21 protein-coding genes and 1 pseudogene are annotated in these 25,503 nt (G+C 42.9%); 11 read left to right on the top strand and 11 right to left on the bottom strand.

The window, feature by feature from the left end:
- A pseudogene (locus O9332_RS27345) lies at positions 1 to 329 on the top strand (ISNCY family transposase); the annotation flags it as partial.
- Between the two features lie 285 nt (positions 330 to 614).
- Here O9332_RS27345 and O9332_RS27340 read toward each other — a convergent pair.
- A complete protein-coding gene (locus O9332_RS27340; protein WP_002761999.1) occupies positions 615 to 2,825 on the bottom strand; it encodes a molybdopterin oxidoreductase family protein in 2,211 nt (736 codons plus the stop codon).
- 343 nt (positions 2,826 to 3,168) lie between these two features.
- Between O9332_RS27340 and dnaX the strand changes: the two genes are divergently transcribed.
- The 4 genes from dnaX to O9332_RS27320 all read left to right on the top strand — a co-directional run bounded on the left by dnaX (position 3,169) and on the right by O9332_RS27320 (position 6,733).
- A complete protein-coding gene (dnaX, locus tag O9332_RS27335) occupies positions 3,169 to 5,577 on the top strand; it encodes a DNA polymerase III subunit gamma/tau (protein ID WP_288028163.1) in 2,409 nt (802 codons plus the stop codon).
- Positions 5,578 to 5,664: 87 nt separating this feature from the next.
- A complete protein-coding gene (gene grxD / locus O9332_RS27330; protein ID WP_002761995.1) occupies positions 5,665 to 5,988 on the top strand; it encodes a Grx4 family monothiol glutaredoxin in 324 nt (107 codons plus the stop codon).
- 71 nt (positions 5,989 to 6,059) lie between these two features.
- Positions 6,060 to 6,326 carry an RNA-binding protein gene (locus O9332_RS27325; protein WP_002761993.1) on the top strand — a complete coding sequence of 89 codons (267 nt, stop codon included), beginning with the start codon at positions 6,060 to 6,062 and terminating at the stop codon, positions 6,324 to 6,326.
- Positions 6,323 to 6,733 carry a type II toxin-antitoxin system VapC family toxin gene (locus O9332_RS27320; RefSeq protein WP_061430883.1) on the top strand — a complete coding sequence of 137 codons (411 nt, stop codon included), beginning with the start codon at positions 6,323 to 6,325 and terminating at the stop codon, positions 6,731 to 6,733. The genes O9332_RS27325 and O9332_RS27320 overlap by 4 nt, the downstream gene beginning before the upstream one ends.
- 56 nt (positions 6,734 to 6,789) lie before the next feature.
- Here O9332_RS27320 and O9332_RS27315 read toward each other — a convergent pair whose 3' ends face one another.
- Complete coding sequence (locus O9332_RS27315) at positions 6,790 to 8,529, bottom strand: mechanosensitive ion channel family protein (RefSeq protein ID WP_288028161.1); 1,740 nt, start codon at positions 8,527 to 8,529, stop codon at positions 6,790 to 6,792.
- 252 nt (positions 8,530 to 8,781) lie between these two features.
- On the opposite strand from O9332_RS27315, the gene lipA reads away from it, so the two are divergent.
- Together lipA and O9332_RS27305 are read left to right on the top strand one after the other, a co-directional pair.
- Positions 8,782 to 9,666 (top strand): lipoyl synthase, encoded by an 885-nt coding sequence (gene lipA, locus O9332_RS27310; protein ID WP_147069886.1) that lies wholly within the window; start codon positions 8,782 to 8,784, stop codon positions 9,664 to 9,666.
- A 612-nt stretch (positions 9,667 to 10,278) separates the two neighbouring features.
- Complete coding sequence (locus O9332_RS27305) at positions 10,279 to 11,406, top strand: class I SAM-dependent methyltransferase (RefSeq protein ID WP_288028159.1); 1,128 nt, start codon at positions 10,279 to 10,281, stop codon at positions 11,404 to 11,406.
- Positions 11,407 to 11,455: 49 nt separating this feature from the next.
- Here O9332_RS27305 and bchB read toward each other — a convergent pair whose 3' ends face one another.
- From bchB to O9332_RS27290, 3 genes are all read right to left on the bottom strand, one after another.
- Positions 11,456 to 12,982 carry a ferredoxin:protochlorophyllide reductase (ATP-dependent) subunit B gene (bchB, locus tag O9332_RS27300; RefSeq protein WP_288028157.1) on the bottom strand — a complete coding sequence of 509 codons (1,527 nt, stop codon included), beginning with the start codon at positions 12,980 to 12,982 and terminating at the stop codon, positions 11,456 to 11,458.
- Positions 12,983 to 13,137: 155 nt separating this feature from the next.
- Entirely contained in the window at positions 13,138 to 13,734 is a 597-nt protein-coding gene (locus O9332_RS27295) for a nucleotide-binding protein (protein ID WP_147069211.1), read from the bottom strand.
- 204 nt (positions 13,735 to 13,938) lie between these two features.
- On the bottom strand, positions 13,939 to 14,526 hold the full coding sequence (locus tag O9332_RS27290; protein WP_190359474.1) for a prepilin-type cleavage/methylation domain-containing protein: 588 nt from the start codon (positions 14,524 to 14,526) through the stop codon (positions 13,939 to 13,941).
- A gap of 339 nt (positions 14,527 to 14,865) precedes the next feature.
- On the opposite strand from O9332_RS27290, the gene O9332_RS27285 reads away from it, so the two are divergent.
- Positions 14,866 to 14,988 (top strand): hypothetical protein, encoded by a 123-nt coding sequence (locus O9332_RS27285; RefSeq protein ID WP_288028165.1) that lies wholly within the window; start codon positions 14,866 to 14,868, stop codon positions 14,986 to 14,988.
- Here O9332_RS27285 and O9332_RS27280 read toward each other — a convergent pair.
- From O9332_RS27280 to O9332_RS27260, 5 genes are all read right to left on the bottom strand, one after another.
- Positions 14,978 to 15,451 carry a tRNA (cytidine(34)-2'-O)-methyltransferase gene (locus O9332_RS27280; protein ID WP_288028155.1) on the bottom strand — a complete coding sequence of 158 codons (474 nt, stop codon included), beginning with the start codon at positions 15,449 to 15,451 and terminating at the stop codon, positions 14,978 to 14,980. The genes O9332_RS27285 and O9332_RS27280 overlap by 11 nt on opposite strands.
- A gap of 182 nt (positions 15,452 to 15,633) precedes the next feature.
- A complete protein-coding gene (locus O9332_RS27275) occupies positions 15,634 to 15,975 on the bottom strand; it encodes a hypothetical protein (RefSeq protein WP_288028153.1) in 342 nt (113 codons plus the stop codon).
- Positions 15,976 to 16,169: 194 nt separating this feature from the next.
- On the bottom strand, positions 16,170 to 17,252 hold the full coding sequence (locus tag O9332_RS27270) for an HpaII family restriction endonuclease (protein WP_288028151.1): 1,083 nt from the start codon (positions 17,250 to 17,252) through the stop codon (positions 16,170 to 16,172).
- Positions 17,253 to 17,265: 13 nt separating this feature from the next.
- Complete coding sequence (locus O9332_RS27265) at positions 17,266 to 18,306, bottom strand: DNA cytosine methyltransferase (protein WP_288028149.1); 1,041 nt, start codon at positions 18,304 to 18,306, stop codon at positions 17,266 to 17,268.
- A gap of 263 nt (positions 18,307 to 18,569) precedes the next feature.
- Positions 18,570 to 20,306 (bottom strand): IS1634 family transposase, encoded by a 1,737-nt coding sequence (locus tag O9332_RS27260; protein WP_502846665.1) that lies wholly within the window; start codon positions 20,304 to 20,306, stop codon positions 18,570 to 18,572.
- Between the two features lie 590 nt (positions 20,307 to 20,896).
- Here O9332_RS27260 and O9332_RS27255 point away from each other — a divergent pair.
- Together O9332_RS27255 and O9332_RS27250 are read left to right on the top strand one after the other, a co-directional pair.
- Positions 20,897 to 21,172 carry a hypothetical protein gene (locus O9332_RS27255; RefSeq protein WP_002758127.1) on the top strand — a complete coding sequence of 92 codons (276 nt, stop codon included), beginning with the start codon at positions 20,897 to 20,899 and terminating at the stop codon, positions 21,170 to 21,172.
- Positions 21,169 to 21,582, top strand: coding sequence for a type II toxin-antitoxin system VapC family toxin (locus tag O9332_RS27250; RefSeq protein WP_002758126.1), 414 nt, complete (start codon positions 21,169 to 21,171; stop codon positions 21,580 to 21,582). Before O9332_RS27255 ends, O9332_RS27250 begins: the two co-directional genes overlap by 4 nt.
- 353 nt (positions 21,583 to 21,935) lie before the next feature.
- Here O9332_RS27250 and O9332_RS27245 read toward each other — a convergent pair whose 3' ends face one another.
- On the bottom strand, positions 21,936 to 22,943 hold the full coding sequence (locus O9332_RS27245) for a Gfo/Idh/MocA family protein (RefSeq protein ID WP_002758125.1): 1,008 nt from the start codon (positions 22,941 to 22,943) through the stop codon (positions 21,936 to 21,938).
- A gap of 84 nt (positions 22,944 to 23,027) precedes the next feature.
- Between O9332_RS27245 and O9332_RS27240 the strand changes: the two genes are divergently transcribed.
- Entirely contained in the window at positions 23,028 to 25,067 is a 2,040-nt protein-coding gene (locus O9332_RS27240) for a hydantoinase/oxoprolinase family protein (protein WP_002758123.1), read from the top strand.
- Positions 25,068 to 25,503: the final 436 nt, after the last annotated feature.

Below are 25,503 nucleotides of genomic sequence, written 5' to 3'. Positions count from 1 at the left end.
AAGAATGTGGTCAACCGTTTGTGATCAATCCCACTAATAAAACCGTCTCTGACGAAACCAAACAATTAATTGATAAACTCTTGCTCGAACGAATTTTCTGACGAGGAATTGCTAGAGTAACAGGGGTAAGTTGGTCATGGTAACAAAACTATGTCAACAATAAACTGGCGGCTGTCCCCCGTCAAATAAAGGTTTCGGACAAACCAAAAAGTAAATTGGTTATAGAATGTGATGAGATGTGGTCTTTGGTTTTTTCTAAGACGATAAAGGTTTATATTTGGCGGTTAATTGATAGAAAAACAAGGGAAATTATTGGTTGCTATTTAGGGCTTGCTGAATAATACCTTTCGACAAAGGATTTCTCGGCTGGTGAGAGAGAGTCTATCTTTCTCTAAAAAAATGGAGAATCACGTTGGGGAAACCTTTGGTATTTTATCCATGACTACAATGCACAGCAAAGCAAAGGATTAAGCCGCCATCACTACTACCGAATCACCACCGATTCAACTTCATCGCTGGAGTTCTTTCCCTCCCACCCCCGTTGATGCTTTTTACTACTCCCCTTCCTCTTAGTTGTAAAATACCTACACCTGTCAGCTAAAAGGGGCGGGGTTTTAAACCCAAATTTTCGATAATTCGGCATTAACTAAAGACTTGATCGGGATTAATTTGACGGCACAAGCTTTTAATTCCGGCTGCAGGGAAATCGGACAAGCGGCCGGATGGGTGAGACTATTGGCCTCAGAATTTTCTGCCCATAGGGCCCCCCAGTGCATCGGCACAAAGACACAATTAGGAGCAATTGCTTTGGTAATTAAAGCGGGAAAACGGGCAGAACCGCGACGAGAACGCACCTCCACCCATTCCCCAGCTTCTATGCCCAATTTTGCTGCATCTTGGGGATGAATTTCCAGAAAAGGTGCGGGGTGCATTTTGACAATTTTCTCGATGCGGCCGGTGCGGGTTTGGGTGTGCCAGTGACCGTACAAACGCCCCACGGTCAACACTAGGGGATAATCATCGTCCGGGGGTTCCGCTAGACCTTTACTGTGGTAAGCTGCGAAAACAGCACGTCCATCGGCAGTATTAAATTTACCATCGGTATAAAGGCGTTTTGCGGCTGTTTTTTGGCTTTTATCGTCATCTTTAACTAAATTACCTAGTAATTCCCCGGAATTAGCGGTTTTAGGGGCGGAAATTTCATCGATGGAATCGGGCCACGGTCGGGGAGTCTCGGCCAGGCGATCATAATTAATCCCTGTCATATCACAAGGACGTTTATATGTCAAGCCGGCAAACTCGGAATATACCTCGGCCGAATCCTGAAAATTAAATTGTGCCTCAAAACCCAAACGGCGACCGACTTCGGCAAAAATTTGCCAGTCGGCCCGAGCTTGTCCCACGGGAGGGCGAAAAGCCTTATTTAACGTCACCATGCGCTCAGAATTGGTCATTGTTCCCGTTTTTTCGCCCCATTGGGCCGCTGGCAGTAATAAATGGGCATAGGCGCTGGTTTCCGTGGGATAGTAGGCATCCTGATGGATAGTAAAAGGTGATTTTAACAGGGCCGCCTTGGTACGTTCTAGATCAGGCATACTAACGGCCGGATTAGTGGCGGCAATCCAGAGAAGTTTGACATCTCCCGTCTCCAAACCAGTAATCATACTCCAAGCATCGCGACCGGGGACGGGAGAAATCCGACCGGCGGGTAAACCCCAAGCTTGTTCCACTTCGGCCCGGTGTTGGGGATTTTTGACGGAACGATAACCGGGGAGAAGATGGCAGAGGCCGCCGGCTTCCCGTCCCCCCATGGCGTTGGGTTGTCCGGTTAGGGAAAAAGGACCGGCCCCCGGCCTACCGATATTAGCCGTCATTAGGTGTAAATTGATTAAAGTGCGGGCTTTGGCCGTGCCTTCCCTAGATTGATTGATACCCATCGACCAGAGGGAAAGCACTCTTTTCGATTCGGCCCAGTAGCGGGCAGCCTTTTCTAAATCCTCGATGGGGATGCCGCATTTAGGGGCGACTATTTCGGGGGGATAATGGCCGATAATTTCGGCGTATTTGCCGAAATCCCGGGTACATTTATCGATAAAATAGGTATCGATCGCACCCCAATTCATTAACAGGTGAGCAATACCGTTAAATAGGTCAATATCGGTCCCCGGGTTAATGGCTAGGTGGAGATTAGCGGCCTCGGCGGTTTTTGTCCTGCGGGGATCAACGACGATTAATTTCGCTTCTTTGTTACCTTTGAGATACTTGTGCAGACGGTTAAAGATGATGGGGTGACATTCGGCCGTATTTGTCCCCACCAGAAAGGCACAATCGGTTAATTCTAGGTCATCGTAACAGCAGGGGGGACCGTCGGAGCCGAAACTGTTCAGGTAAGCGGCCACGGCCGAAGACATACAGAGACGGGAATTAGCATCAAAGTTATTGACTCCCAGACAGCCCTTGACCAGTTTTTGGGCGATGTAGTAATCTTCGGTGTGAAATTGTCCCGAACCGTATAGACAGATACTTTCCTTTTCCCCCTGAGCGATTAGAGTTTGGATACGGTTAACGATGCGATCGAGGGCTTCTTCCCAGGTACAAGGACGGAATTGCTCTTGGAGAGAATCGCGAATCATCGGGGTTTTGAGGCGATTTTTATCGATTGATTCCGCTACGGTAGCCCCTTTAACACAGACCATACCTTGACTGGAGGGGTGGGACTTGTCCCCGAAGACTTTCCATGCTTGTCCGGCCGACGCGGGGGGGGTGACTGTCAAACCACAACCTACTCCACAGTAAGGACATTGGGTTTTTGTAGATTCAGTCATAAGCAGTTGGTCTGATTGGTGGCGCTGTCTTTAGGCATACTAAGATAGTCGTCAGGTTTTCTCGGCCAAATTGTAGTTATTAATACAATTTATTAGAAGCCTTGGCCAAATTGCCATTTTTATGATGCAAATCGCGCATTACAACTGGCTAGATAAAATTTGCTGATGGGTGTGGGGTGTGGGGTGTGGGGTGTGGGGTGTGGGGTTTTATACTGTTGCCTGATCTCAACAAGCAATTTCAATAGTTAACAGCTTAAAAAGCATACACTTGTTCTCGTGTTGAAAAAGAATCGGCATAGGATAATAGTAGTCTCTAGGGTGCGGAAAAAGTTTTCAGCCAGTCATGACCTACGAACCTCTACATCATAAGTATCGTCCCCAAACCTTTGCCGATTTGGTGGGACAATCAGCGATCGCCACGACCCTGAGTAATGCCTTAATCAGTGAGCGAATCGCTCCTGCATACCTATTTACTGGACCCAGAGGCACGGGGAAAACCTCCTCGGCGCGAATTTTAGCCAAATCCCTCAACTGTCTGTCTAGTGACCATCCGACACCGATTCCCTGCGGTAAGTGTTCCGTCTGTCAAGCGATCGCCAATGGTTCGGCCCTAGACGTGATCGAAATTGATGCCGCTAGTAATACCGGTGTGGATAACATTCGGGAAATTATCGAGCGATCGCAATTTGCCCCCGTCCAATGTCGTTATAAAGTCTATGTCATCGATGAATGCCTGACTGGGGATAGCCTTGTTTTCACCGAAACGGGATTAATCCCCATTAATCATCCTGAGATTCTCGGAAAACGAGTTCTCAGTTACAACGAGAGCAGCGGAGAGTGGGAATATAAAAAAGTCCTGCGATGGCTAAACCGAGGCGTAAAAGCAACTTTAACCATTCAAACCAGAAATCGGACGATTAATTGCACTGGTAATCATTTGATTAGAACAGAAAAAGCATGGATACAAGCAAAAAATCTCAAAATCGGCGATCATATCCTATCCCCTGTGAATGTGGCTGCGGTGCAATACAGGCCTAGTATCATAAAATCCCCTCAATGGCTGACAAATTTCGAGGAAGTGATAGGGATTCAAGAAGGTGACACAGAAAGCGTCTATGACCTAGAAGTGGAGGACAATCATAATTTTGTTGCCAATGGGTTATTAGTTCATAACTGCCATATGCTCAGTACGGCGGCCTTTAATGCCTTGCTGAAAACTCTGGAAGAACCGCCGGATCGAGTGATTTTTGTGCTTGCTACCACCGATCCTCAGCGTGTCTTGCCTACCATCATCTCCCGTTGTCAACGCTTTGATTATCGCCGTATTCCTCTCGATGCGATGGTGGCACACCTACAAAAAATCGCCCAAATAGAAGCGATCGATATTAACCTAGAAGCATTAACCTTGGTGGCTCAGATCGCTAACGGTGGTTTACGGGATGCGGAAAGTCTCCTCGATCAATTAAGTTTACTCGCAGGAACGATTACGGCCGAGCGAGTCTGGGATTTGGTCGGTGCAGTCCCCGAAAGAGACCTCTTAACCCTACTTAAAGTCATTCATGGCAATATTCCCGATCAAGTTATCGAACAATGTCGCCATCTGATGAATCGCGGTAAGGAACCTTTAATCGTCTTGCAAAATCTAGCGGGATTCTATTTAAACCTACTTTTAGCCAAAACCGCCCCTAATCGTCCAGAAATGGTCGCTGTCACTGCTCCCACTTGGCAGGAATTGTGTACGGAAGCGCGTACTTGGTCTTTAGAGGAAATTCTCCGCGGTCAACAACTTCTTAAAGACAGCGAAACGCAACTAAAAAACACCACTCAACCCCGTCTCTGGTTAGAAGTCACTCTCTTAGGACTGTTACCGCAAGCACAGGTGATTCCTCTAGTTGCCACGGCAGCGCCTTCCCGTCCCCAAACCAGCACCGAAAGGCCCCCGGAAGTGATCACAGCACCGGCACCGGTTAATCAACCGATCAAACCGGCGGTTATCACCCCGACAACTAGCGTCGCAGTGCCGAAAACTGAGGTTAAAACTGTTGCCAGTGATGACAATCATGAACAAATTTGGCAGCGGGTTTTAGAAGTAATGGAACCCCCCACTACTCGCACTCTCTTGCGTCAGCACGGCAGTCTTTTTAATATGGAAGAATCGAGCGCTTATTTAAGTATATCTTCGGAACAATTATTAAAAATGGCCCGGCTACGCTTGACTAATATTGAGTCAGCTTTCGAGGCTGTTTTTCAGCGCCGGATTAAAGTTCATTTACAGGTAGGTTCCGCCACTGCTGCCATGGCTGCGGAAGTTTCCCCATCCCCAGCGGCCAGGATACAACCACCACCAGAAACCGCACCAACCCCACCAATAACTCCCGAAAATAAAGTTATGACCGCGGTGGATATTCCCCCAGTCAAAGAAGCAATTATCGAGAAAAAAGAAGCAAAGATCACAGCATCGGGAAACCCAAAAACTCTTAGCACAGAACTGCCCCAAAAAATCTTAAATTTTGATTCATCTTTAGAGACATTAGATCAAGATGTAGATGTTAGTGAAATTTTGGCGGCCGCTCAAAAGTTAGCGAAATCTTTTGATGGTGAAGTGGTCAATATGGGTTATTCACTGCCAGAAAATTCGGACGCAGAAACTAAAGTTAATAAGTCTCTGGAAAATATGACTATCGTGCGCGGGAGACCTGATGTTAACGAAATTTTAGAGAATTTGGAGGAGGACGAAGACCTGCCTTTTTAAAGCTATCCCAACGGCTTGTGCTAAACTAATAGGATATGCCACGTCTCAGGATTGGCTATTCTTGCTCAAATTCTAGCTACTAGACCTATGACACCCGAAACTAAGGCCAGAATCGATCAATTAGTCCAGAATAATAAAGTTCTTGTGTTCATGAAGGGCAATAAATTAATGCCTCAGTGTGGTTTCTCGAATAACGTCATACAAATTCTCAATATTCTGGGGGTTTCCTACGAAACTGTCGATATTCTCCAAGATCAGGAGTTAAGACAAGGAGTTAAGGAGTATTCCAATTGGCCGACTATTCCCCAAGTCTATATCAACGGTCAGTTTATTGGTGGTTCCGACATTATGATCGAACTCTATCAAAATGGGGAACTACAACAAATAGTCGAGGTAGCCTTAGCTTCCTAAAAATTTTCTAGGTTAGGTTAGCTATCCTAACCTAGTTTAAAGTTGCCCAACTAGCAATCTTGGCAGAGGTGATGATTGTGACAATTCGAGAAACTGCAATTTCTAAGCTAGATCAACTCCCTGAAGTCCTTGTTCAGGAAGTAAGCGACTTTATTGATCTTCTCGATCATAAATATCGAGTCAAAACCTTTGACACTCAGCCTGATGGAAAACTGATAGAAAGATGGTTACAATGGTTTGAAGCCGTAGATGGCTTAACTGTCAATTCACCGGAACCAATAAACGACTACCAGCAACTGCTGCTCGAAAAATATCGGCAACAAGGACTAGAGCTATGATCCTGTGTGATGCAGGAGTGCTGCTTTGTTTGGTTGATCGCACCCAACCCCAACATAAAGCCTACAGAAATACAGTAATGCGTTTAGCAAAGCCTCTCGTCACAACTTGGTCATGCCTGACCGAAGCCATGTACCTGGCGCTGCATCGGGGGGGTTGGCAAATGCAAAAACAACTGGGACAACTTCTTTTAGATAAACTGCTGGTGGTTTACAATATTCAGGAAAGTGATTTCAGTCGCTTGTTGGGGTTGATGGAGCAATACCGCGATCGACCGATGGACTTGGCAGATGCAACCCTAGTTTTAGTAGCTGAAAAGACTGGGTATCGGCAAATTCTCACCCTCGATGCGGATTTCCTGTTTTATCGGATTCAAAACCAAGGAAGCTTTGATATTATTCAAGGATAGTCATGGAAAATCTGCTTTCAACGGCCTATAACTCCACCGATAGAAAATGTTCCCCTTTAAAACTGTCCCTTGAATTCCTCTCTATCTTTTGCTATGAGGAAACTTTGTTGGGGGATACCGATGTGAATTCCCTTCTCCTCAAAAGCAATTTTTAGACGACGACGATACTCTCTTTCTATGTCCCATTGTCGTAATCTTTTGACGACAATTCTGAGCATAATTTCCATCCCCGTGTGAGAAACCCGACTAACACCAGCAACCTGCACGGGATCGATGATATCTTTTTGCCATTGTGGATCTACAGCCATATTTTCAGCGATGGCTGCCATTAAAGCGATCGCCACATCTGGCTCGGTCTGATAGGCGACTTCAATGGTAAAATTGACCCGCGCCCAATCTTTACTGAGGTTGTGTGCGCTAATAATTTGGTTATGGGCAATAGTGATTAAACGTCCATCGGCAGCCCGCAATTGAGTCGCTCGCAAACTCATATTTTCCACCAAACCGATAAACTCCTGAAACTGGATCATATCACCGACAGTGTATTGGTCTTCAAAGATAATTAGAAAACCGTTAATCCAATCTTTTAAAAGATCCTGAAAGGCAAAGGTGAGCAATGCTCCCACTAAACCGGCTCCCGTGAGTAAAAAGGCGAAAGAAAGGCCCATCCAACTCAAAAAAACCAAAATTCCCAGAAAAATAGCGATAAATGTGATAATTTGTCGCCAAACTTCTAATAAAGTGGGAGCGCGCAGAATCCTCCTTTCCAAATTTTCGGAAAAAACCGCTCCTTCCTCTACCCACTCCCGTAGCCGAGAATTAACGTAGAGATTAATCATATTGCTCACTGATGTCAGCAGCAACCAGATAATAAAAATCCGTAAAGGAATACGAATTATTCCGCGTCCTTCTAGCCTAGTTTCAGGAAATACATACAAAATCGCCGCTATTCCGCCAAACCAAAGCAGTATCAGTCCAATAAGAGCCAGTCTTTTCCAGAGAATATTTAGCGTCAGTTGTCGCTGAATATCAGCCTGTTGACGGAAATTAGAGGAATCTTCTAGAGAGGCTAAAATCGGTTCTTGGGAGCGATCTTTTCTGGGGGGGGAATTTATAGGTAAATTTCGATCGGATTGACTTTTAGCCTGTTTTTTGAGGAGATTGAAGCGATTTCTTAAACGTTTCTGCCACCAAATTGATACCCAGCTTAAGAAAATTAGCCCCAAAATAATTATAGTGGCAGTCATTACCTGTTGCCGACGAGGGGCGGGCTGACGTTCTTGCCAAGCTTGGATCAAAGCTGTTTGGATGATTTTAACCCATCTGTCCGCTAAATCGCCAACAGAAGAAGAATCGATCAGGGCATCAACTTCTGTCACTGTCAGAATTACCTGTTGCGGTAAATTCTGGTTATCCTTGGCCACAATCACGGTTAAATTATTGAGAGTCGCCGTACTTACTTGCAGGGTTGTCGGATCGAAACCCCGATTGATAATATTATTTAAGCCCCTTTCAATGCGGCTAGCCCGTCTTTCTACCGGGGAGAGTTCCCGGGACTCAGAAGCGGTAAAATCTTGGGAGGCAATCTGAAATAAGGCAAATCCATCTAGATTCACGGAAGCATATTCTATATCCCCGGCTACAAAAATCCTTGTCCCCGTGGGAGATGCAAATGGAACTAGAAAATTTTGGCCTAGGGATGGCAGGGAATTAAGAACAAATATACTAACTAAGAGGCAACCCGCCAATCCTTGAATGACCAGATTGAAAATTTTTCTCCGTTGCCATCGTCCCATTGCCTAAGTTTCCTTTTTGATTAACAATGATCTTTACCCGCTTTCTCAGCTTATAGCAGTTATCTTAATGGTGAGATAGGAAGTTTTCGTTTTGGGGAGTCGGTTATCAGCTTTTTAGCTATCAGCCGTCAGCTTTTATTTATTCTCCCTTCTCTCTTCTCCCTTCTCCCTTCTACCCTCTCCCCAACCCCAACCCCTCACTGATAACTGATTACTGATAACTGAAATCCCCAACACCCTACTTAACTTCTCATGTCCAATATTTCCCCACAGTGGCGCAAGGAAATTACCTCTTTACCCCCTTGGTTACGGCGTTCGCTCGGCAAATCTAGCGAAATTTCCACGGTTCAGCGCATTATCAAACAAAGGAACATTCATACTATCTGCGAGGAGGGTCGCTGTCCCAATCGCGGCGAATGTTATGCCCAAGGTACGGCGACTTTTTTGTTGATGGGTCCCACCTGTACCCGGTCCTGTGCTTTTTGTCAAGTGGATAAGGGTCATGCACCCATGCCTCTCGATGTGGAGGAACCGCAAAAAGTGGCAGAAGCGGTGCAATTGTTAAATTTAAGTTACGTTGTCTTGACTTCTGTAGCTAGAGATGATCTGGAAGACGGCGGAGCCAGTTGGTTCGTGCGGACGATGACAGCCATTCGCGAACTCAATCCCCACACTTTAATTGAAGTGTTAACCCCGGATTTTGCCGGAGGCAAGGGAAGTCAACAGGAACGGGTGGCGACGGTGGTAGGGGCAAAACCTGCCTGTTACAATCACAATATCGAGACGGTGCGCCGTTTGCAAGGACCGGTTAGACGCGGGGCTAAATACGATCGCTCTTTGGCGGTTTTGCGTTATGTTAAGGAAATCGATCGGTCAATTCCGACGAAATCTGGCCTAATGGTCGGTCACGGTGAGACAAAAGAGGAAATTATCGAGACTTTGGCAGATTTACGGGCGATCGACTGCGATCGAGTTACTATTGGTCAATATATGCGTCCTTCTCTGGAACATTTGCTCGTACAGAAATATTGGACTCCCGCAGAATTTAGCGAGTTGGGAGAAATTGCCCAAAAAATGGGTTTTTCCCAGGTTAGATCCGGCCCCCTAGTCCGCAGTTCCTATCATGCGGGAGATTAAATCAGTTATCAGTTATCAGTGCTCAGTTATCAGATGTAAGTTTTCAGTTAATTAGTTAGTTATCTTTATCTTTATCTTTATACCTGTTTACTGATCAATGATTACTGTTTACTAATACTAAATCCGTTGAGTATAGGCTACTTAAGTAGGGTTTGCTGAATAAATCTAAAAACCTTGTTGGGTAAGACTTTTAGACTTTTTGTCAATCAAAAAGTACCCGGCATGGGAGTGATCAGGGGGAAAATTCAGGGACTTTTTCCCTGAAAATTAGGTAATTGACCGCCTGAAAATGGGTAAAACCCTACACCCCACACCCCACACCCCACACCCTAGCCCCACCAACAAACTTTTTCAGTAAACCCTAAGTAGGTGGGTGGAATTAAATATAAAATGAACGTAGGTTGGGTTGAAGCATGAAACCCAATGCCCGCATGGGTTACGCTACCGCTAACCCATCCTACAAATAATTGTGCCTACCTACTTATAAGGATGGGCAAAAGGCAAGAGGCACTCAGGCAAAAGAAGGAATAGATAATCAGTCTTTAGTAACTGGATTTAGTATAATTCCCATTTCATAATTCATAATTCATAATTCATAATTCCCCGATCAAGATGAATTTAGAAGCAATCATCCTAGAGGAAATTAAACAATCAGTAGCGGGTCGAATTAGCTTCGAGCGCTGGATGGATTTAGCTCTCTATCACCCTGATTATGGCTATTACACCTCTGGAAAAGTAGAAATTGGCTCAAAAGGAGATTTTTTTACTTCCTCGTCTCTAGGGGCAGATTTTGGTCAATTGTTGGCAGAGCAATTTGTCGAGATGGCGGAATTTTTGGGCAATTCGCCTGGATTTACTTTAGTGGAAGTGGGAGCAGGTTCGGGGATTTTAGCGAAGGATATCCTTGATTATTTAAGTGATAGCTATGCTGATTTTTATCAAAATCTCAGTTATATAATTATCGAACAATCTCAGAAACTCAGGGAAAGACAACGGGCAACTTTAGCGGGATATTCCCCGGTATCTTGGCAAAGTTGGCCGGATTTAGCCGATAATTCCCTTGTGGGTTGTGTGTTTAGTAATGAGTTAATCGATGCTTTTCCTGTCCATCGAGTTGTGATCGAGTCGGGAGAATTACGAGAAATTTATCTGGGATTGGGGGAACCTTTTCAGGAGATTATCGCAGATTTATCCACCGACAGAATCAAAGACTATTTTGATTTAGTGGGGATAAATATTCCTTCACCACTTTATCGGGAGGGTTATCAAACCGAGGTAAACTTATTAGCTTTAGACTGGTTAGAAACCGTTAATCGGAAACTCGATCGAGGTTATATCTTAACCATAGATTACGGTTACACTGCCGAAAAATATTATCATCCCCAAAGAAGTCAAGGAACCCTACAATGTTATCGACAACATCAGCGTCATGATCATCCTTATTTGTGGGTGGGAGAACAAGATATTACCACTCATGTGGATTTTACCGCTTTACAACGTCAAGGGGAGAAATTAGACTTAAAAAATCTCGGTTTTACTCAGCAAGGATTATTTTTAATGGCTTTGGGATTGGGAGATAGATTAAATCAACTTTCTCAAGGAAAAATCGATATATTAACGATATTTCAGCGTCGAGATGCCCTACATCAATTAATCAATCCCACCGGTTTAGGAGGATTTGGAGTGTTAATTCAGGGGAAAGGAGTAGAGGAAAGAATACTTCAGGGATTAAGTAAATAACTAAAAAAAATAGGGCTGAATGCTGTTAACTTTCAGCCCTAAGAAATGATTAAGCTCCTACGGATTCTTTAGCGGCATACATTACCTCTAAAGTTATTTCACCAATACCTCGCTCCCGGGCGAATTTTTCGGTATTTCGTTTAACTTTCCCCCGCACAAAACCGGGTATTTTCTGTAATTCTGCCGTCGCTTCCTTATTCCAATTTAGGTCAGAATCTGCCGAAATACCCTTAGTAATTACCTCTTTTGTATCATGACCACCGAATATCTCTAATAGGTGATCTTCCATACCCAAAGTAAAGGAATTATAGACCAAATCGGCGATCTGATTAGTGCCTTCGTAACCTAAGAAAGGTTTATAACCGAGGGGGAAATTTTGGATATGAATAGGTGCGGCAATTACTCCACAGGGAATATCTAAACGTTTGCCCACATGACGTTCCATTTGAGTACCAAATATCGCCGCTGGTTCCAAGCGAGCAATAGCATCTCCTATCGCCCCATTATCATCACTAATTAACACTTCATCGCAATATTCACTCACTTGTTCCCGGAACCAATCCGCATCATACTTGCAATAAGTACCCGCTAAAACCACATGAATTCCCATCTCTCTGGCGAGAATTTTTGTCATAGCGGCTGCGTGGGTATTATCACCAAAAACCACCGCTTTTTTCCCTGTCAAATTCTGACAGTCAATGGAACGAGAAAACCAAGCAGCTTGGGAGATATGCAGAGTTTGTTCATTGATAAAATCTTCGTAATCTACTGCTGCACCTTGGGCATTAATTACCTCTTGGATTTTGCGAATACAGCGCGCTGTTTCCACCACTCCCATGGGGGTAATATCAACGTAGGGCATAGCGAATTCACTTTCGAGATATTTGGCTGTCATTAATCCCACTTCTCGATAGGGAACCAGATTAAACCAAGCGCGGGGCAGATTTTTTAAGTTGTCCACCGAGGCAGCTTCGGGAATAATTTCGTTAACTTCAATGTCCAAATCTGCCATTAACCGCTTTAATTCCGTGCGATCATGTTGGTTATGGAAACCGAGGGTGGTAATACCAATAATATTAACCGAAGGTTTAGGGGTTTTCTGGGAGATAATTCCCCCTTTTCTCTGGGCCTTATCGAGATAATATTTGATAATTTGATAGAGAGTTTTATCGGCCGCTTGTAGTTCATTATAGCGATAGTGGTTAACATCGGCCAGCAGCACATCTCCTTGGGCATCCTGTCGCGCTCTTTCGACAAAGTTTTGTAAATCCTCTTGGAGAATGCTGGAGGTACAGGTGGGGGTTAAAACGATTAAATCGGGACTTTCTTCGCGATCTTTGCGAACAATATTATCGACGACTTTTTCTTGGGAACCCCGGGCTAAAACATTACGATCGACAATACTAGCAGTGACGGGGGTAAAATTACGCTCCCTTTCCAACATCGAGCGCATGACGTTAAAATAATCGTCTCCCAGAGGAGCGTGCATGATAGCATGAACATTTTTAAAGGAACTGGCGATCCTTAAAGTGCCAATATGAGCGGGACCCGCATACATCCAATAGGCCAATTTCATAGAGGGTTCTCCTACAGTCAGACTTTTTTGATTGTCTCAGACTTTACCGATTTAGGAGTGAACGCTTAACGGAAGATTACAAAAAGTCCCCATGCAGATTAAGTATCTTTTTGGGGAAAAATGACACAAATATTAATATTAACTTTTTTAACAATTTATGTCATTAGGGCAAAAATTTCTTTACCGACCGCTTGGTAACAAAGCCAACCGAAATTCGACCGGGGGTCGGGATAATCTTTGACGATGACTCCCTTTTCGGCCGCTCGTTCAAAAGCAACTAAACGGGGAATTTCTCGCTTAAATACGGGTAATTTTGCTTCTTCTAGAGCTTTCCGCGCTTCCCGTCCTGTTTTTGTCCGTGAATCCACTTGGGTTAACAGAACTCGATAATTATCGGTCATCGTGGACAGCAATTCTACCGCTTTAATCGTGACATCGATATCGAGATGATTGGGAGTGGTGGGTAGGATTAATAAATCGCTGCCCTGAGCTAAATCTTTTAACTCGTCTGGCTCCGGCCGGGCCTGGGTATCGACGATAATATGAGTGTATTGTTTCACCAGTCCCGTCGCTCCAGCTTGGGACGCTACCATAAAAGGAAGGGTGTCTTCCCGGGACCAATGGAGAGCCGAACGATTTTTATCCGCATCAATCAATAAGGTGGGCGCTTTTTCTTGAAAATAGGCGGCCAGATGAATCGATGTGGTGGTTTTCCCGACCCCTCCCTTCAGTGCTACGACGGAAATAATCATGAACGGCTCGATCGAATAAGTGAGTATTTTCTAGTGTACTCCCAGACGGACTGAAAACCGTCTAAGTTTCCCCCCAGAAAGGCTATCTGTCGGGATTCTTGATTTTTGAGCGTGGCTCTCTCGACATTATTATGGTGTAAAGTGTCCCTTGATGTTAGATTTTGGGCTGATGCCCTCCCTTAGATAACGATAACTTTTGCCGCTTTAACGCACACATCTATTATCTTGGCGAATATCCCAACTACCATCAACGCGGAATAAAAATAAACAGCGTTTGTCCGGTGTACCGGGAGCAACTAATGTAATTCTGCCTAACTGTCCCCAAGAACCGCCTAAACCCCCCCTTGTATCGGCCCAACTAGCGCGATAAATTGTACCTTGATTACCCGCAGGTCCACTAACTCGGCGTAGGGTAGAATTATTAGTATCGATGCTAACGCCGCGAGTGATGGGAGTCCAATCGGTGACATTTTCACAGCGGTCTCCTTGTACTTTTGCCACTTTAATCTGTTCGGTTTCACTTGCTGCCATGCACAAAGATAGGGGATAAGAACCTTCTCCCATGGCTTGATAACGGGTATTTTTCCACTGTTGTGATATTTCAAAGGTGGCGATATTTAAGCGAATCCACGCCATTAAACGCTGATAAACAGAAAGGGCAATGGTTAAGAGAATTCCTAATAAAATTATGGTAACTAACATCTCGACTTGAGTTAAGCCAGAGGTGGATTTTTGCCGATTAAAAAGCTGTAAATTGCGAAAAAAATTGAGAGAAAGGTCAAAGATATTCATGAGCCTAATCTTGCCTTTTTATTTTCAATAAATTATGGGATTATCCTAGAGCAAATTAATTGTTGCTCTAGGATAATCCACATAATTTCTGGCTGTTATTACGGACAAAATTGACTGCGATCTCTATTTTTCCTGATATGGGCAAAAATGAGCTAAATAAAAGCAATTTTCTGATTTTTTGCTCAATTTAGTTTATTTGCCCTGTTTATATAGGGCTGGCTGAATAATGGTAAAAACCTTGTTGGGTAAGACTTTTAGACTTTTTGTCAATCAAAAAGTACCAGGCATGGGAGTGATGAGGGGGAAAATTGAGGCACTTTTTCCCTGAAAATTAGGTAATTGGCCACCTCAAAACCAGTAAAACCCCACACCCCACACCCCACACCCCACACCCCACACCCTGTCCCCACGAAAAACTTTTTCAGCAGACCCTATATAGCCAAATATCCCGCTAACGAATAAATCCCAATTGTCGTCTGGCCTCAAATAATCCGATCGCCACACTAACGGAAAGATTTAAACTTCTCACCCCCGGTTCTGCCATGGGAATATAAACCGTGTCATCGCACTTATTTAATAAATCTGCCGGAATACCGTCGGTTTCACTGCCAAAAAGTAGCCAATCTCCGCTTTGATAGCTGTATTCCAGATAACTACTGCTGCCGCGCACTGTAAACCCGATCGCCCTTCCGCCGCTCTTTTGCTGATATGCACAGAAGTCGTCGATTGTCAAGTAGTACATGAGTTTTACATGAGGCCAGTAATCTAAGCCGGCCCGCTTCAGATAGCGATCGCTAATTTCAAAACCCAAGGGACCAACTAAATGCAATTCTGTCTTGGTTGCAGCGCAAGTACGGGCAATATTCCCCGTATTTGGCGGAATTTGCGGATTGATTAAAACCACTCGTAAAATCGCTTCAGTCATCATTAATCAGTTATCAGTTATCAGTTATCAGTTATCAGTTATCAGTTATCAGTTATCAGTTCACTGTTCAGAGCAAAAAACTCCCCACCTCTCAATTGATAATTCATAATTTATAATTTATAATTCCCACTTCCCTTGGGTGAGGACTAACTATACCGGATTCTGCCCCACCCTACTCAAACTTATTTTAAATTGGCATAACTATCCATACTCAACGGAACTAAGTCGCCATAGATAGTCAAACCTAACAACATTGTTGCATTAGCGGGGATTAACTTGCCTGTGAGAGCGCAAATCTCATTTTTTCTAGCTGTAGCGTTAAATACTGCCCTTATATCGCCAGCACAAAACTGAGGTCGATAATCTCCTGATTTCTGCTGAACGAAATTCCATAGGACATCGCGAATGAGCGCTTGATAACCTTGATTACCGGAAATCTCTTTCAGCTTGTCCTTGAGGACTCTTTCCAGACGAATGCTGGTGACTTCCATATCGGTAGTGGTGGTGCGTGTGATTGTCCGCATAATTTTTTTTCTCCCAAATACTAAAACCTATTGATGTTACAAGTGTAGTATAAGAAAGATACCTTTAACAAGCACAACCGGCGAAACCATCACCTCTACTGCTCTTTTATTGTCACCTCTAAGGAAAAACCGCGTCTAGTCAGAATCCTATTTTGCTGCTAGAAAAAACATTGCTTAACTCTGAAACGTGATTGCTATCTGAATCTTACCTGAAGGCATAACTTAATATAATAATTTCCTTCTTCCTGATATACAGTTCCATAATCATGTCTTGTTCTACTAGGTACATCCAGCTTAGTTTGAGTAAAAAGACAATCTTCAAAAGTTTTCCTATCTAACAAATAATAGGAAAGAACTTCACCATTCCTTGTGACCACTAAAAATCCATTAGGTGTATTATCTTTTTTCCAATCTTCCGAAGCTTTTAATCCTAATGTTATATCAGTTAAAAAGTTTTTTATCTTTCTCTCATAAATTTCTCCGACATTTTGCAGTTCATAGCCACAGGGATTATCCATTGTCATTTTTTTGTGCAATTCTATTATACTTTTATTATTTTCACCACTATAAGCATTTAGCAGTAAGTTCGCCACAATAATTGGCATACTATCATCTATCAGGATGAGATTTCTATAAAAAGTGTTAGTAAACTCTCTGGTTTTTAACTCGTCAAATACTATTTGACACTGACCCCTAATTGTTCTTAAAATTTTTGTTGCTGATTCCAACTCTTTCAACTTTGGAATATCAAGATTATTATTGCTTTCAATCCTATAAATAAAAACCGTTTTTTTACCAGCATTAAAAATTGTTGGTGATTGACCTAATTTAGATTTGATTGAGAAACTGAAATTGTCATGCCTATCTCTTTTTGTATCAATAATTCCAATTTCTATATCTTTAACATTTCTTGAATCTTGTTTAATAGTTTGACAATTGATACTTTTGAGAAAATCTTCGATGGCTGGAATAGAAAAACTCCTTCCTTGACTATTTATAATAGCTTCAAATATGTCATTTGCTTTATTAATGAAATCCTGAACAGAAATTCTTTGATTGATGCAACCACTTCTTTTAATGACGATTTCAGAGAGATTATTTTCTAATTGAAATTCTACTTTTTCTAGGTTTTCATAGTGAAAAACTCTGCTTATATAAAAGAAATCTGAGAGTTTTTGAAAACTCGCATCACCTTTATAAAGTTTTTTTTGCCCCAACAAGTAAAATAATACATAAACTTCAGTCCATTCTCCCCTATTATAGCTGCGATAATTCATGGTGTTTTTTCAATTATGTGAATAACTCTAATTGTTTTCCTTGCCAGTCTGTAAATTTAACGTTTACATTTGATTTCTTCGATAAATCTAAAGTTTTAATCACCTCTTTTGCCACTGCTTTTACCACGGGAATAGCCACAGAATTGCCGAACTGTTTATAAGCTTGGACATCGCTAACAACAATCTGAAAACTATCGGGAAATCCCTGTAATCTTGCCCATTCTCTGGGGGTCATTCTGCGGACGAATAATTTATTTACCTCTCCCTTAATGCGAGTAACGGGAGTAAAATTAGTCAGTCTTTGATCGATAACTAAATTTCTTTCTTTTCCCATACCTCCCACCACAATAGCATTAGCGATACCATCGGGAGAAATAATCTGATAACCAAAACCATTACCTTTATTTTCGTGTCTGGCCCTGTGTTTAAACAAAGTTTCTAAATACTGATTAGAGAGATAATATTTAACGCTGACTTCCTTTTCTTCTAGGATATCTTTGAGACAAGTTTCTTGATGGGTTGGTTGGGGATAGGAAAAATGGTAAATATTCAAATCCTCTCGAAAACCGACGATAAAAATTCGGGGACGGTTTTGAGGAACCCCAAAATATCTGGCATTTAAAATCTGGGGACTAGGGACAAAATAATGCAAATCCTTTTCTAGTATATCTAAAATAGTTTTTAAAGTTTTACCTCGATCATGATGGACTAAACCCTGGACATTTTCTAAGATAAAAGCTTTCGGTTTCTTTTCGTGTAATATCCGGGCAACTTCAAAAAATAAGGTTCCGCGTGCATCTTCAAAACCGTGTTTTCTGCCAGCGATACTAAACGCTTGACAGGGAAAACCGCCGCACATTATATCATGATCGGGGACAGTTTTTACCTCTAATTTTCTGATGTCTTGATTATCGGGTAAATGACCATAGTTAGCCAAGTAAACCTTTTGGGAGTGAGGATCGATTTCCGAAGAAAAAACGCATTGACAACCGAGATTTTCTAGGGCGATTCTAAATCCTCCTATACCGGCAAATAAATCAATAAAAGTCCACATATTTTATCTATTCTAAGCTTTTGTTTTGATCCCAGAGACGATATTATACTAAATCTGGTTATTAAAGACTGATTATTTATTCCCCTTTTTGCCTTTTGCATGAGTAGAAAACGGGTTTCTCCGAGAAACCCGTTTTCTGTGCGTTACTCAACGGATTTAGTATTAAACCGGCTATCTTAGATTTTAGTATAACTGGACTTCCCCGTTGACAAAAAGCCATAACCTGTGCTGTAGAAGGGATTAAGAGAATTTACGCCGCCCCGTTACTGGGTACAAATCAGAGAAACTCCCAATAAATCTAACGCTTTTTGTTGCAGTTGGGTCGGTCGAGTTATCTTAGAAAAACGATAACTTCCCTCCCTAATCGTACATTCCACTGTATTCAAGCAAATCGTCCCCAAGTCTTCCAACAAAGTCCGAAAGCTATGCACAGGAAAGTTCTCTTGATTCCGTTTTTTTCTCTCTTTAGACTGAGCGGATTCACTGCGACTCGCTTTAATCACATTCAGAGAACCATCATCAATTTCTTCATCCTCAAATAACAAAGGAGCCAAGCACTGTTTTAAATGCCATTCCACATAATAAGCCAACATACATAAAAAGATATGAGCTTTGACTCTATCACCCTTATAATGATAGATAGGACGTACCTTTAAATCAATTGACTTATAACAGCGAAATGCCTCCTCCACTTGAGATAAACTTTTATAAGCTTTAACCGTCGTCGCTGCATCCATCAAAGTTGACTCCAGAGAAGTTCTTAACACATACACACCATCTAAGGCCGTTTCTTGAGCGATTAATTCCAGCTTACGCTGATAAGAAAAGCCTTCTTCTGTTATCTCTAGGTTATAGTATTTATTGACCTTAAACTGATTAAGAACCTTGCCCACTCTCAAAGCTATCTTATCTTGACCCTTTAAAGCTCTTTTCTCCCTTTGAGTCGCCTGAACAATCAAATCTAGTTCCTTCTCTACCGCTTCTAATAATGCCTCTCTTTGTAGTTGATTTTTCTGGGCGATTAAGGGATTCCGACAAGCAATTAATCTTTCGTCGGGATAATCTTCGCTCTCAAATTCCACCAAGTTTACCTGCTCAAATAATCCTAATTGAATCACTTCTACCTCAGCCAATTTCCGAATTTGAGGCTTAGTTAAACCAGTAATATAGTCTAATCCTTCTATGGGTTTTACTAATTCGTTGATTTTCGAGTTGGTTAAAATTCCTCTATCGCTTACCCAGACAACATTCTCAATCCCCCAACCCTTTCTGACTTTCTCAATTTGTCCGCTTAAAGTAGCACCATCTGAGGTGTTTCCTTCAAATACTTCTACCGCTATCGGACAACCCTTGGCTGAACAGAGCAGACCAAAAACTATCTGAGTTTTGCCTTTCTTTTTATCTCGGTTATAACCATATTTGCCCAGTTCACAACCATTTCCTTCTAGGTAGGTAGAAGTGACATCATACAAGACTAATGTTCCTGATTCTAAGTGTTTAATTGCTAGGTGCTTCTCAATTTTCTCTTGTTTTTCTAATAACCAATCTAAGGCGTTATATAATTCGTCTTCATCGGCTTTCTCTAAGTCTAACAATTGTCCTAAACTCTGACTGCCAGTCTCGCTATTAAACCCTCTCGCTGTGGCTAGTTTCGATTTAGGATTGATGATTCTTGCCACAATCATCGCCACCACTAAGTTTCTGATTCGTGAGGATTTTTCACTGATTATTTTATCTAAACCTAATTTTTTAATCGTCTCTAAAATAGCCATCACATGACCATGAGGAAGACTTCTAATCACTTCAAAATGATTGGGAATACCTTCAGTCATGGACAGTGTTGCTCCTTTAAGAGCCAGTTTCAGATTTTCGATAATATCATCGGGTAATTTTGAGAGATTGGCCAGGGTTCTTTTTTTGACTTGATCTCCTTCTCGGTAGGACTCCCGAAGAAGAACGGCGGGGGGGGAATTACGGTTAGGAACTTTTTCTATATACATGACCACCATTCTAGCAAATGGAGAGAATTCTTGTCCATTAAGAAATGTTACAAATTACATGGGTACATTAAGATAAGTTAAGGGGGTGCATCCATTGATGGATAAGGGTTTTCAGCTATTGTGGTATATATGTATGGGGGAAGTTCAGATATAAGGGTTCCATCCCTTATAACCCCCGTCCATTGCATAACAATTACCGAAGAGCCACTGAGATTAATAAAATGCAGTGCTACTCTGACGGGAATAGCCTCGGTGATTTGGGACTTTACATAAAAAGGTAGTGCGATGCCGAACGCAATTTTGTAGGGTGCGTTCCCTAATGCAAGTCCTACTACTCCACCGATCGATTTTGGGGAACGCACCATGCACATTGATGGAAACTGTGGATTTAAGTGCGATGCCGAAGGCACTGCGTAGCAGTACGCCGCTCTGGTGGGTTAGGTTAACGGCAGACCCCCAACTGTGATCTTTGACTTCATGCCAATTTGTGCGGACTGTATTCAGGTGTTACCTGCTGTGATAGTTAGTAAGTGAGCCTGTTCGTTGAGTTGAGGAGTAAAATAGGAGAAGTCCTAATCTAAGATTTAGTAATGGATAGAAGCATTATAGAACGGCAACCGCTAATTGAAGCAGTCAAGGCTCTCCCTGATGAGGCTTTAGTGGAACTGTCTAATTTTCTTGACTATCTTCGCTATAAAGCAGCCTATCAAAGAGAACTGACCACTCATTCTTCTAGTTTTCTGCTTGCAGTTGCAGGTTTAGGCAACTCTGGTCAACAGGATATTTCAGAACGTGATGAAGAGATTCTAGGCAATGAGATTGATCCGGTGTCCGGCTGGAATCTTAAGCCAAGCAATTCAGTATGACGGCGATACTTGACACCAGTTTTTTGTTTGCCTTGACCGATCAGGGCGATCGCAATCATCAACGGGTGTTGGCTATTGCTCAAAGCGTGAATGAGCCATTGGTTCTACCTGTCGTTGTCCTGCCTGAGGTCTGCTATCTGATTGCATCAAGATTGGGCCACCAAGCAATGCGCCGTTTTGTATCCAGTATGACACCTGATGCGGTTCAAGTTGAACCTGTAATCCCAGAAGACTTGGTACGAGTGCATGAGATATTGGAACAATATGCTGACAATCAGCTTGACTTTACAGATGCAGCGATCATTGCCATAGCTGAAAGGCTTACTATTACTCGCGTTTACACACTTGATCGCCGAGATTTTTCGATTATTCGTCCAAGTCACTGCGATTACTTTGAGTTATTTCCTTGAACCACCAGCTAACACTGCGTGGCAGCGGACGGTCGCAATTCGTCGCTGCCGAGCTTGCTTTCTAATGCCGTCGCTGATTTGAGCCGTTAGCGATCGAGCGCGCTACGCACCGATCGGGTTCTGGACTTCCCCATTGACAAAAAGCCATAACCTGTGCTGCAGGAAGGATTAACAGAATTTCCGATACCCCCTTACTGGGTACAAATTAAGAAAACCTCTAATAAATCTAACGCCGTACAAACTCCTCGTCAATAGCAAATCAGGTTATACTTCACACCCCACTCCCCACACCCCACACCCCACACCCACGAAAAACTTTTTCAGCAGACCCTACCTATCGATCCCATTTTTACCTATTCTAAGCGCAGGATTTCTCCACCTCTGGCTAGAGATAATTCTGCTGCCTGGAGGATTTTGACTAATTCCGTCCCTACCGATCCCGAAGATACAGGAGAATCGACACCCGTAGCCACCGACTCTAAAAAATGTTCGCACAATGCTTTCAGGGGTTCACCATCGGCAATAGGGATAGATTCCGTCTCCTGTCCCCGGGGAATAAAATAGGCTTCCTGACGCTCAAAATGGCCCTTTTGTCGGGTTAAAGGCGATCGAGAGTCTAATTCATTGAAAATTAAAGTCCCTTCGCTGCCAACTATCCCTAAACGTCGCTGTTTATCGGGATTCAACCAACAAAGGTGAATAGTCGCTTGAAAACCATCGCCATAGATCAGGGTTAACCAGACTAAATCGGCTAGATTAGGTTGTAGCCAGAAGGTTCCCCTTGCCTGTACTAATACAGGGGTACTATCAAGCCAATGATTAAAAATCGAGATATCGTGAATAGCCAGATCCCACAAAGCGGACACATCCTGACGAACTGGCCCCAGGTGGGTGCGAGTGGCATAACCATAAAGAGGTTTACCGATACCCCCGGATTGCAGGACTTTTTGTCCGGTGATAACGGCCGGATGAAAAAGATAGGTATGATCAACTAATAAAATACGCTGTTTTTTCGCCGCTAATGCTGTTAATTCGCCACATTCTTGGGGATTGAGGGTTAAGGGTTTTTCGGCGAGGACGTGATAACCTAAATTAAGAGCATCTTTAATCAGGGGATAATGACTGATGGCGGGAGTAACGACGACTACAGCCGAGATTTCGGGGTGAAGACGAATTGATTCCCAGTCATTGGCTAAAATAACCTTATTAGTATCGAGATTAAATTGATCGCGACAGAGATGAAGTTTTTCAGGGGAGGAGTCAACGATCGCCACTACTTGTGCTGAGGGATGTTGAGAAAAATGACGGACGAAATGGACTCCCCAACGTCCTACCCCTAAGATAGCGATTCCTGTGGACATTTTGCTTACTCAGATAAATCAATCTAGTTTATTTTAAAAGGATTAGGCGCAATTGTTCATTGATTCTGAGAACTGGAAGGGATTATGTTAAAATTTTTTATCGATCGAGGGGGAACTTTTACCGATATCGTGGCGATAATCGATCAACCAGAAATTATTGAACGACTAGCTAGAGATGCCGCTAGATTTCTGATTGTTCCCCTTGCCGATCAACAGTGGATTGTTCTCTATAAACTGCTCTCGGAAAATCCCGAAAAATACCCAGATGCAGTCATTCAAGGGATCAAAGATATTAGCGGTTCCCTAGATAACATCGAAGTGATTAAAATGGGAACAACGGTAGCCACCAATGCGCTGTTAGAAAGAAAAGGAGAGCGCACGGTTTTGTTAATCACCAAAGGTTTTAAAGATGCCTTGAGAATTGGCTATCAAAATCGCCCCGATATTTTTGCCCGTCAAATTATTCTTCCTTCTTTATTATACGAACAAGTTATCGAAGTGGCCGAACGGTACGATCGTCAAGGACAAGAATTAATCGCCGTTAATCCCGCCCAAGTTAAAGCCGATTTAATACCAGTTTATCAAGCGGGTATCCGAAGTTGTGCGATTGTTTTTATGCACGGTTATCGTTATCCTGACCACGAAAAACAAGTGGCAGCCATTGCCGAAGAAATCGGCTTTACTCATCTAGCCATTTCCCATCAAGTCAGTCCTTTAATGAAACTGGTATCCCGGGGAGATACCACGGTAGTCTCTGCCTATTTATCGCCAATTTTACGCCGCTATGTTGATAGTATTAGCCAGCAATTACCGAAAACTAGCTTGTTATTTATGAAATCCGATGGCGGTTTAGTCACCGCCGATAAATTTCAGGGTAAAGATAGCATTTTATCTGGTCCTGCGGGGGGAATAGTCGGGGCAGTACAAACCAGTTTAAGGGCGGGATTTAGTAAAATTATCAGTTTTGATATGGGAGGAACTAGCACCGATGTTTCTCATTTTCAAGGGGAATACGAGCGCCAAACAGATAACGAAATTGCTGGCGTAAGAATGCGAGCGCCGATGTTAAGTATTCACACCGTGGCCGCTGGTGGGGGTTCGATTTTAGTCTATGATGGTTATCGTTTTCGGGTCGGACCAGAAAGTGCCGGAGCTAATCCGGGACCTGCCTGTTATCGACGGGGTGGACCATTAACAATTACCGATGCTAATGTTTTGTTAGGAAAAATTCAAGCTGCCTATTTTCCCGCTATTTTTGGACAAGAGGGAAATTTACCCCTAGATAGAGAGATTGTGCTGACAAAGTTTCAAGAATTGGTGGCAACAATGGGGGGTAATAATAGTCCTGAACTGCTGGCTGCGGGGTTTATTCAAATTGCCGTAGAAAATATGGCTAATGCGATTAAAAAAATCTCTCTACAAAAGGGTTATGATCTCAGTGATTATACTCTTTGTACCTTTGGCGGTGCCGGGGGTCAAGTGGCCTGTTTAATTGCCGATACTCTGGGAATGAAAAGTATTTTTCTCCATCCCTATGCCGGGGTTTTAAGCGCCTACGGCATGGGTTTGGCCGATTTGAGGGTAATTAAAGAAAAAGCGATCGAACAGCCGTTAAATGCCGATTTAATCGGGCAGTTGCTCACGGAAATGAACGAATTAGAAGTTTTAGCGGGTCGGGAATTAGAGGATTATAATCAGGTGCGGCAGCAAGTTAGTTTAAAATATCAAGGCAGTGATGCCACTTTAGCGGTTAATTTTAGCGATCAAATGCGTCAGGATTTTGAACGGGAACATCAAAGACGTTATGGGTTTAAGCAAGAACAAAAAGCTTTAATTGTTGAGTCGATTGCCGTGGAATTGATCCAGACTATGGACAGTCCCAAAGAAGCAATTTTAACTCGCTCCCGTCCGATGGGAGAATTACCTCCTATCCTCGATCGAGTAGCGGTTTTTATGGCTAATCAATGGCGAGAAACGCCAATTTATCAGCGTTCAGATCTGCAACCTTTTGATTGTCTGGCCGGACCTGCAATTATTATCGAAAAAATCAGCACGATTGTGATTGAACCGGGTTGGATGGCAAAATTAACGGAGAAAAATCATTTAATTCTCTCCAAAGATTAACTAGGGTTTGCGGCAAAAAGTTTTTCGTGGGGGTAGGGTGTGGGGTGTGGGGTGTGGGGTGTGGGGTTTTACCAGTTTTGAGGTGGCCAATTACCTAATTTTCAGGGAAAAAGTGCCTAAATTTCCCCCACTTTTTGATTTCAAAAAAGCCTAAAGATATTATCCAACAAGGTTTTTAGCTTTATTCAGTAAACCCTACATAGGGTTTGCTGAAAAAGTTTTTCCTGGGGGTAGGAGTCAGGAGTCAGGAGTCAGTAGCCGGTCGTCGGTCGTTTCAGGCTTTGTTGCCCTCTTTTTTTGTACCAGTTTATGTACTATGAGGAGAATAATGCAAGGTTTTTGAATGTCCCAATCCTATTTTCTTGCACTAACATCAGATTTTAACAGGTCAAAAGCCTTATTTTCAAAGGGTTTTACCATTATTCAGCAAGTCCTA

Source organism: Microcystis sp. LE19-10.1B (genome assembly GCF_027530565.1).
GTDB lineage: Bacteria > Cyanobacteriota > Cyanobacteriia > Cyanobacteriales > Microcystaceae > Microcystis > Microcystis aeruginosa.
This window is presented reverse-complemented; position numbering and strand designations above follow the sequence as displayed.

Excerpts from the sequence above, each read along its gene's own strand:
- O9332_RS27340 (WP_002761999.1), bottom strand. The coding sequence starts at position 2,825 with ATGACTGAATCTACAAAAACCCAATGTCCTTACTGTGGAGTAGGTTGT.
- dnaX (WP_288028163.1), top strand. The coding sequence starts at position 3,169 with ATGACCTACGAACCTCTACATCATAAGTATCGTCCCCAAACCTTTGCC.
- grxD (WP_002761995.1), top strand. The coding sequence starts at position 5,665 with ATGACACCCGAAACTAAGGCCAGAATCGATCAATTAGTCCAGAATAAT.
- O9332_RS27325 (WP_002761993.1), top strand. The coding sequence starts at position 6,060 with ATGATTGTGACAATTCGAGAAACTGCAATTTCTAAGCTAGATCAACTC.
- O9332_RS27320 (WP_061430883.1), top strand. The coding sequence starts at position 6,323 with ATGATCCTGTGTGATGCAGGAGTGCTGCTTTGTTTGGTTGATCGCACC.
- O9332_RS27315 (WP_288028161.1), bottom strand. The coding sequence starts at position 8,529 with ATGGGACGATGGCAACGGAGAAAAATTTTCAATCTGGTCATTCAAGGA.
- lipA (WP_147069886.1), top strand. The coding sequence starts at position 8,782 with ATGTCCAATATTTCCCCACAGTGGCGCAAGGAAATTACCTCTTTACCC.
- O9332_RS27305 (WP_288028159.1), top strand. The coding sequence starts at position 10,279 with ATGAATTTAGAAGCAATCATCCTAGAGGAAATTAAACAATCAGTAGCG.
- bchB (WP_288028157.1), bottom strand. The coding sequence starts at position 12,982 with ATGAAATTGGCCTATTGGATGTATGCGGGTCCCGCTCATATTGGCACT.
- O9332_RS27295 (WP_147069211.1), bottom strand. The coding sequence starts at position 13,734 with ATGATTATTTCCGTCGTAGCACTGAAGGGAGGGGTCGGGAAAACCACC.
- O9332_RS27290 (WP_190359474.1), bottom strand. The coding sequence starts at position 14,526 with ATGAATATCTTTGACCTTTCTCTCAATTTTTTTCGCAATTTACAGCTT.
- O9332_RS27280 (WP_288028155.1), bottom strand. The coding sequence starts at position 15,451 with ATGACTGAAGCGATTTTACGAGTGGTTTTAATCAATCCGCAAATTCCG.
- O9332_RS27275 (WP_288028153.1), bottom strand. The coding sequence starts at position 15,975 with ATGCGGACAATCACACGCACCACCACTACCGATATGGAAGTCACCAGC.
- O9332_RS27270 (WP_288028151.1), bottom strand. The coding sequence starts at position 17,252 with ATGAATTATCGCAGCTATAATAGGGGAGAATGGACTGAAGTTTATGTA.
- O9332_RS27265 (WP_288028149.1), bottom strand. The coding sequence starts at position 18,306 with ATGTGGACTTTTATTGATTTATTTGCCGGTATAGGAGGATTTAGAATC.
- O9332_RS27260 (WP_502846665.1), bottom strand. The coding sequence starts at position 20,306 with ATGTATATAGAAAAAGTTCCTAACCGTAATTCCCCCCCCGCCGTTCTT.
- O9332_RS27255 (WP_002758127.1), top strand. The coding sequence starts at position 20,897 with ATGGATAGAAGCATTATAGAACGGCAACCGCTAATTGAAGCAGTCAAG.
- O9332_RS27250 (WP_002758126.1), top strand. The coding sequence starts at position 21,169 with ATGACGGCGATACTTGACACCAGTTTTTTGTTTGCCTTGACCGATCAG.
- O9332_RS27245 (WP_002758125.1), bottom strand. The coding sequence starts at position 22,943 with ATGTCCACAGGAATCGCTATCTTAGGGGTAGGACGTTGGGGAGTCCAT.
- O9332_RS27240 (WP_002758123.1), top strand. The coding sequence starts at position 23,028 with ATGTTAAAATTTTTTATCGATCGAGGGGGAACTTTTACCGATATCGTG.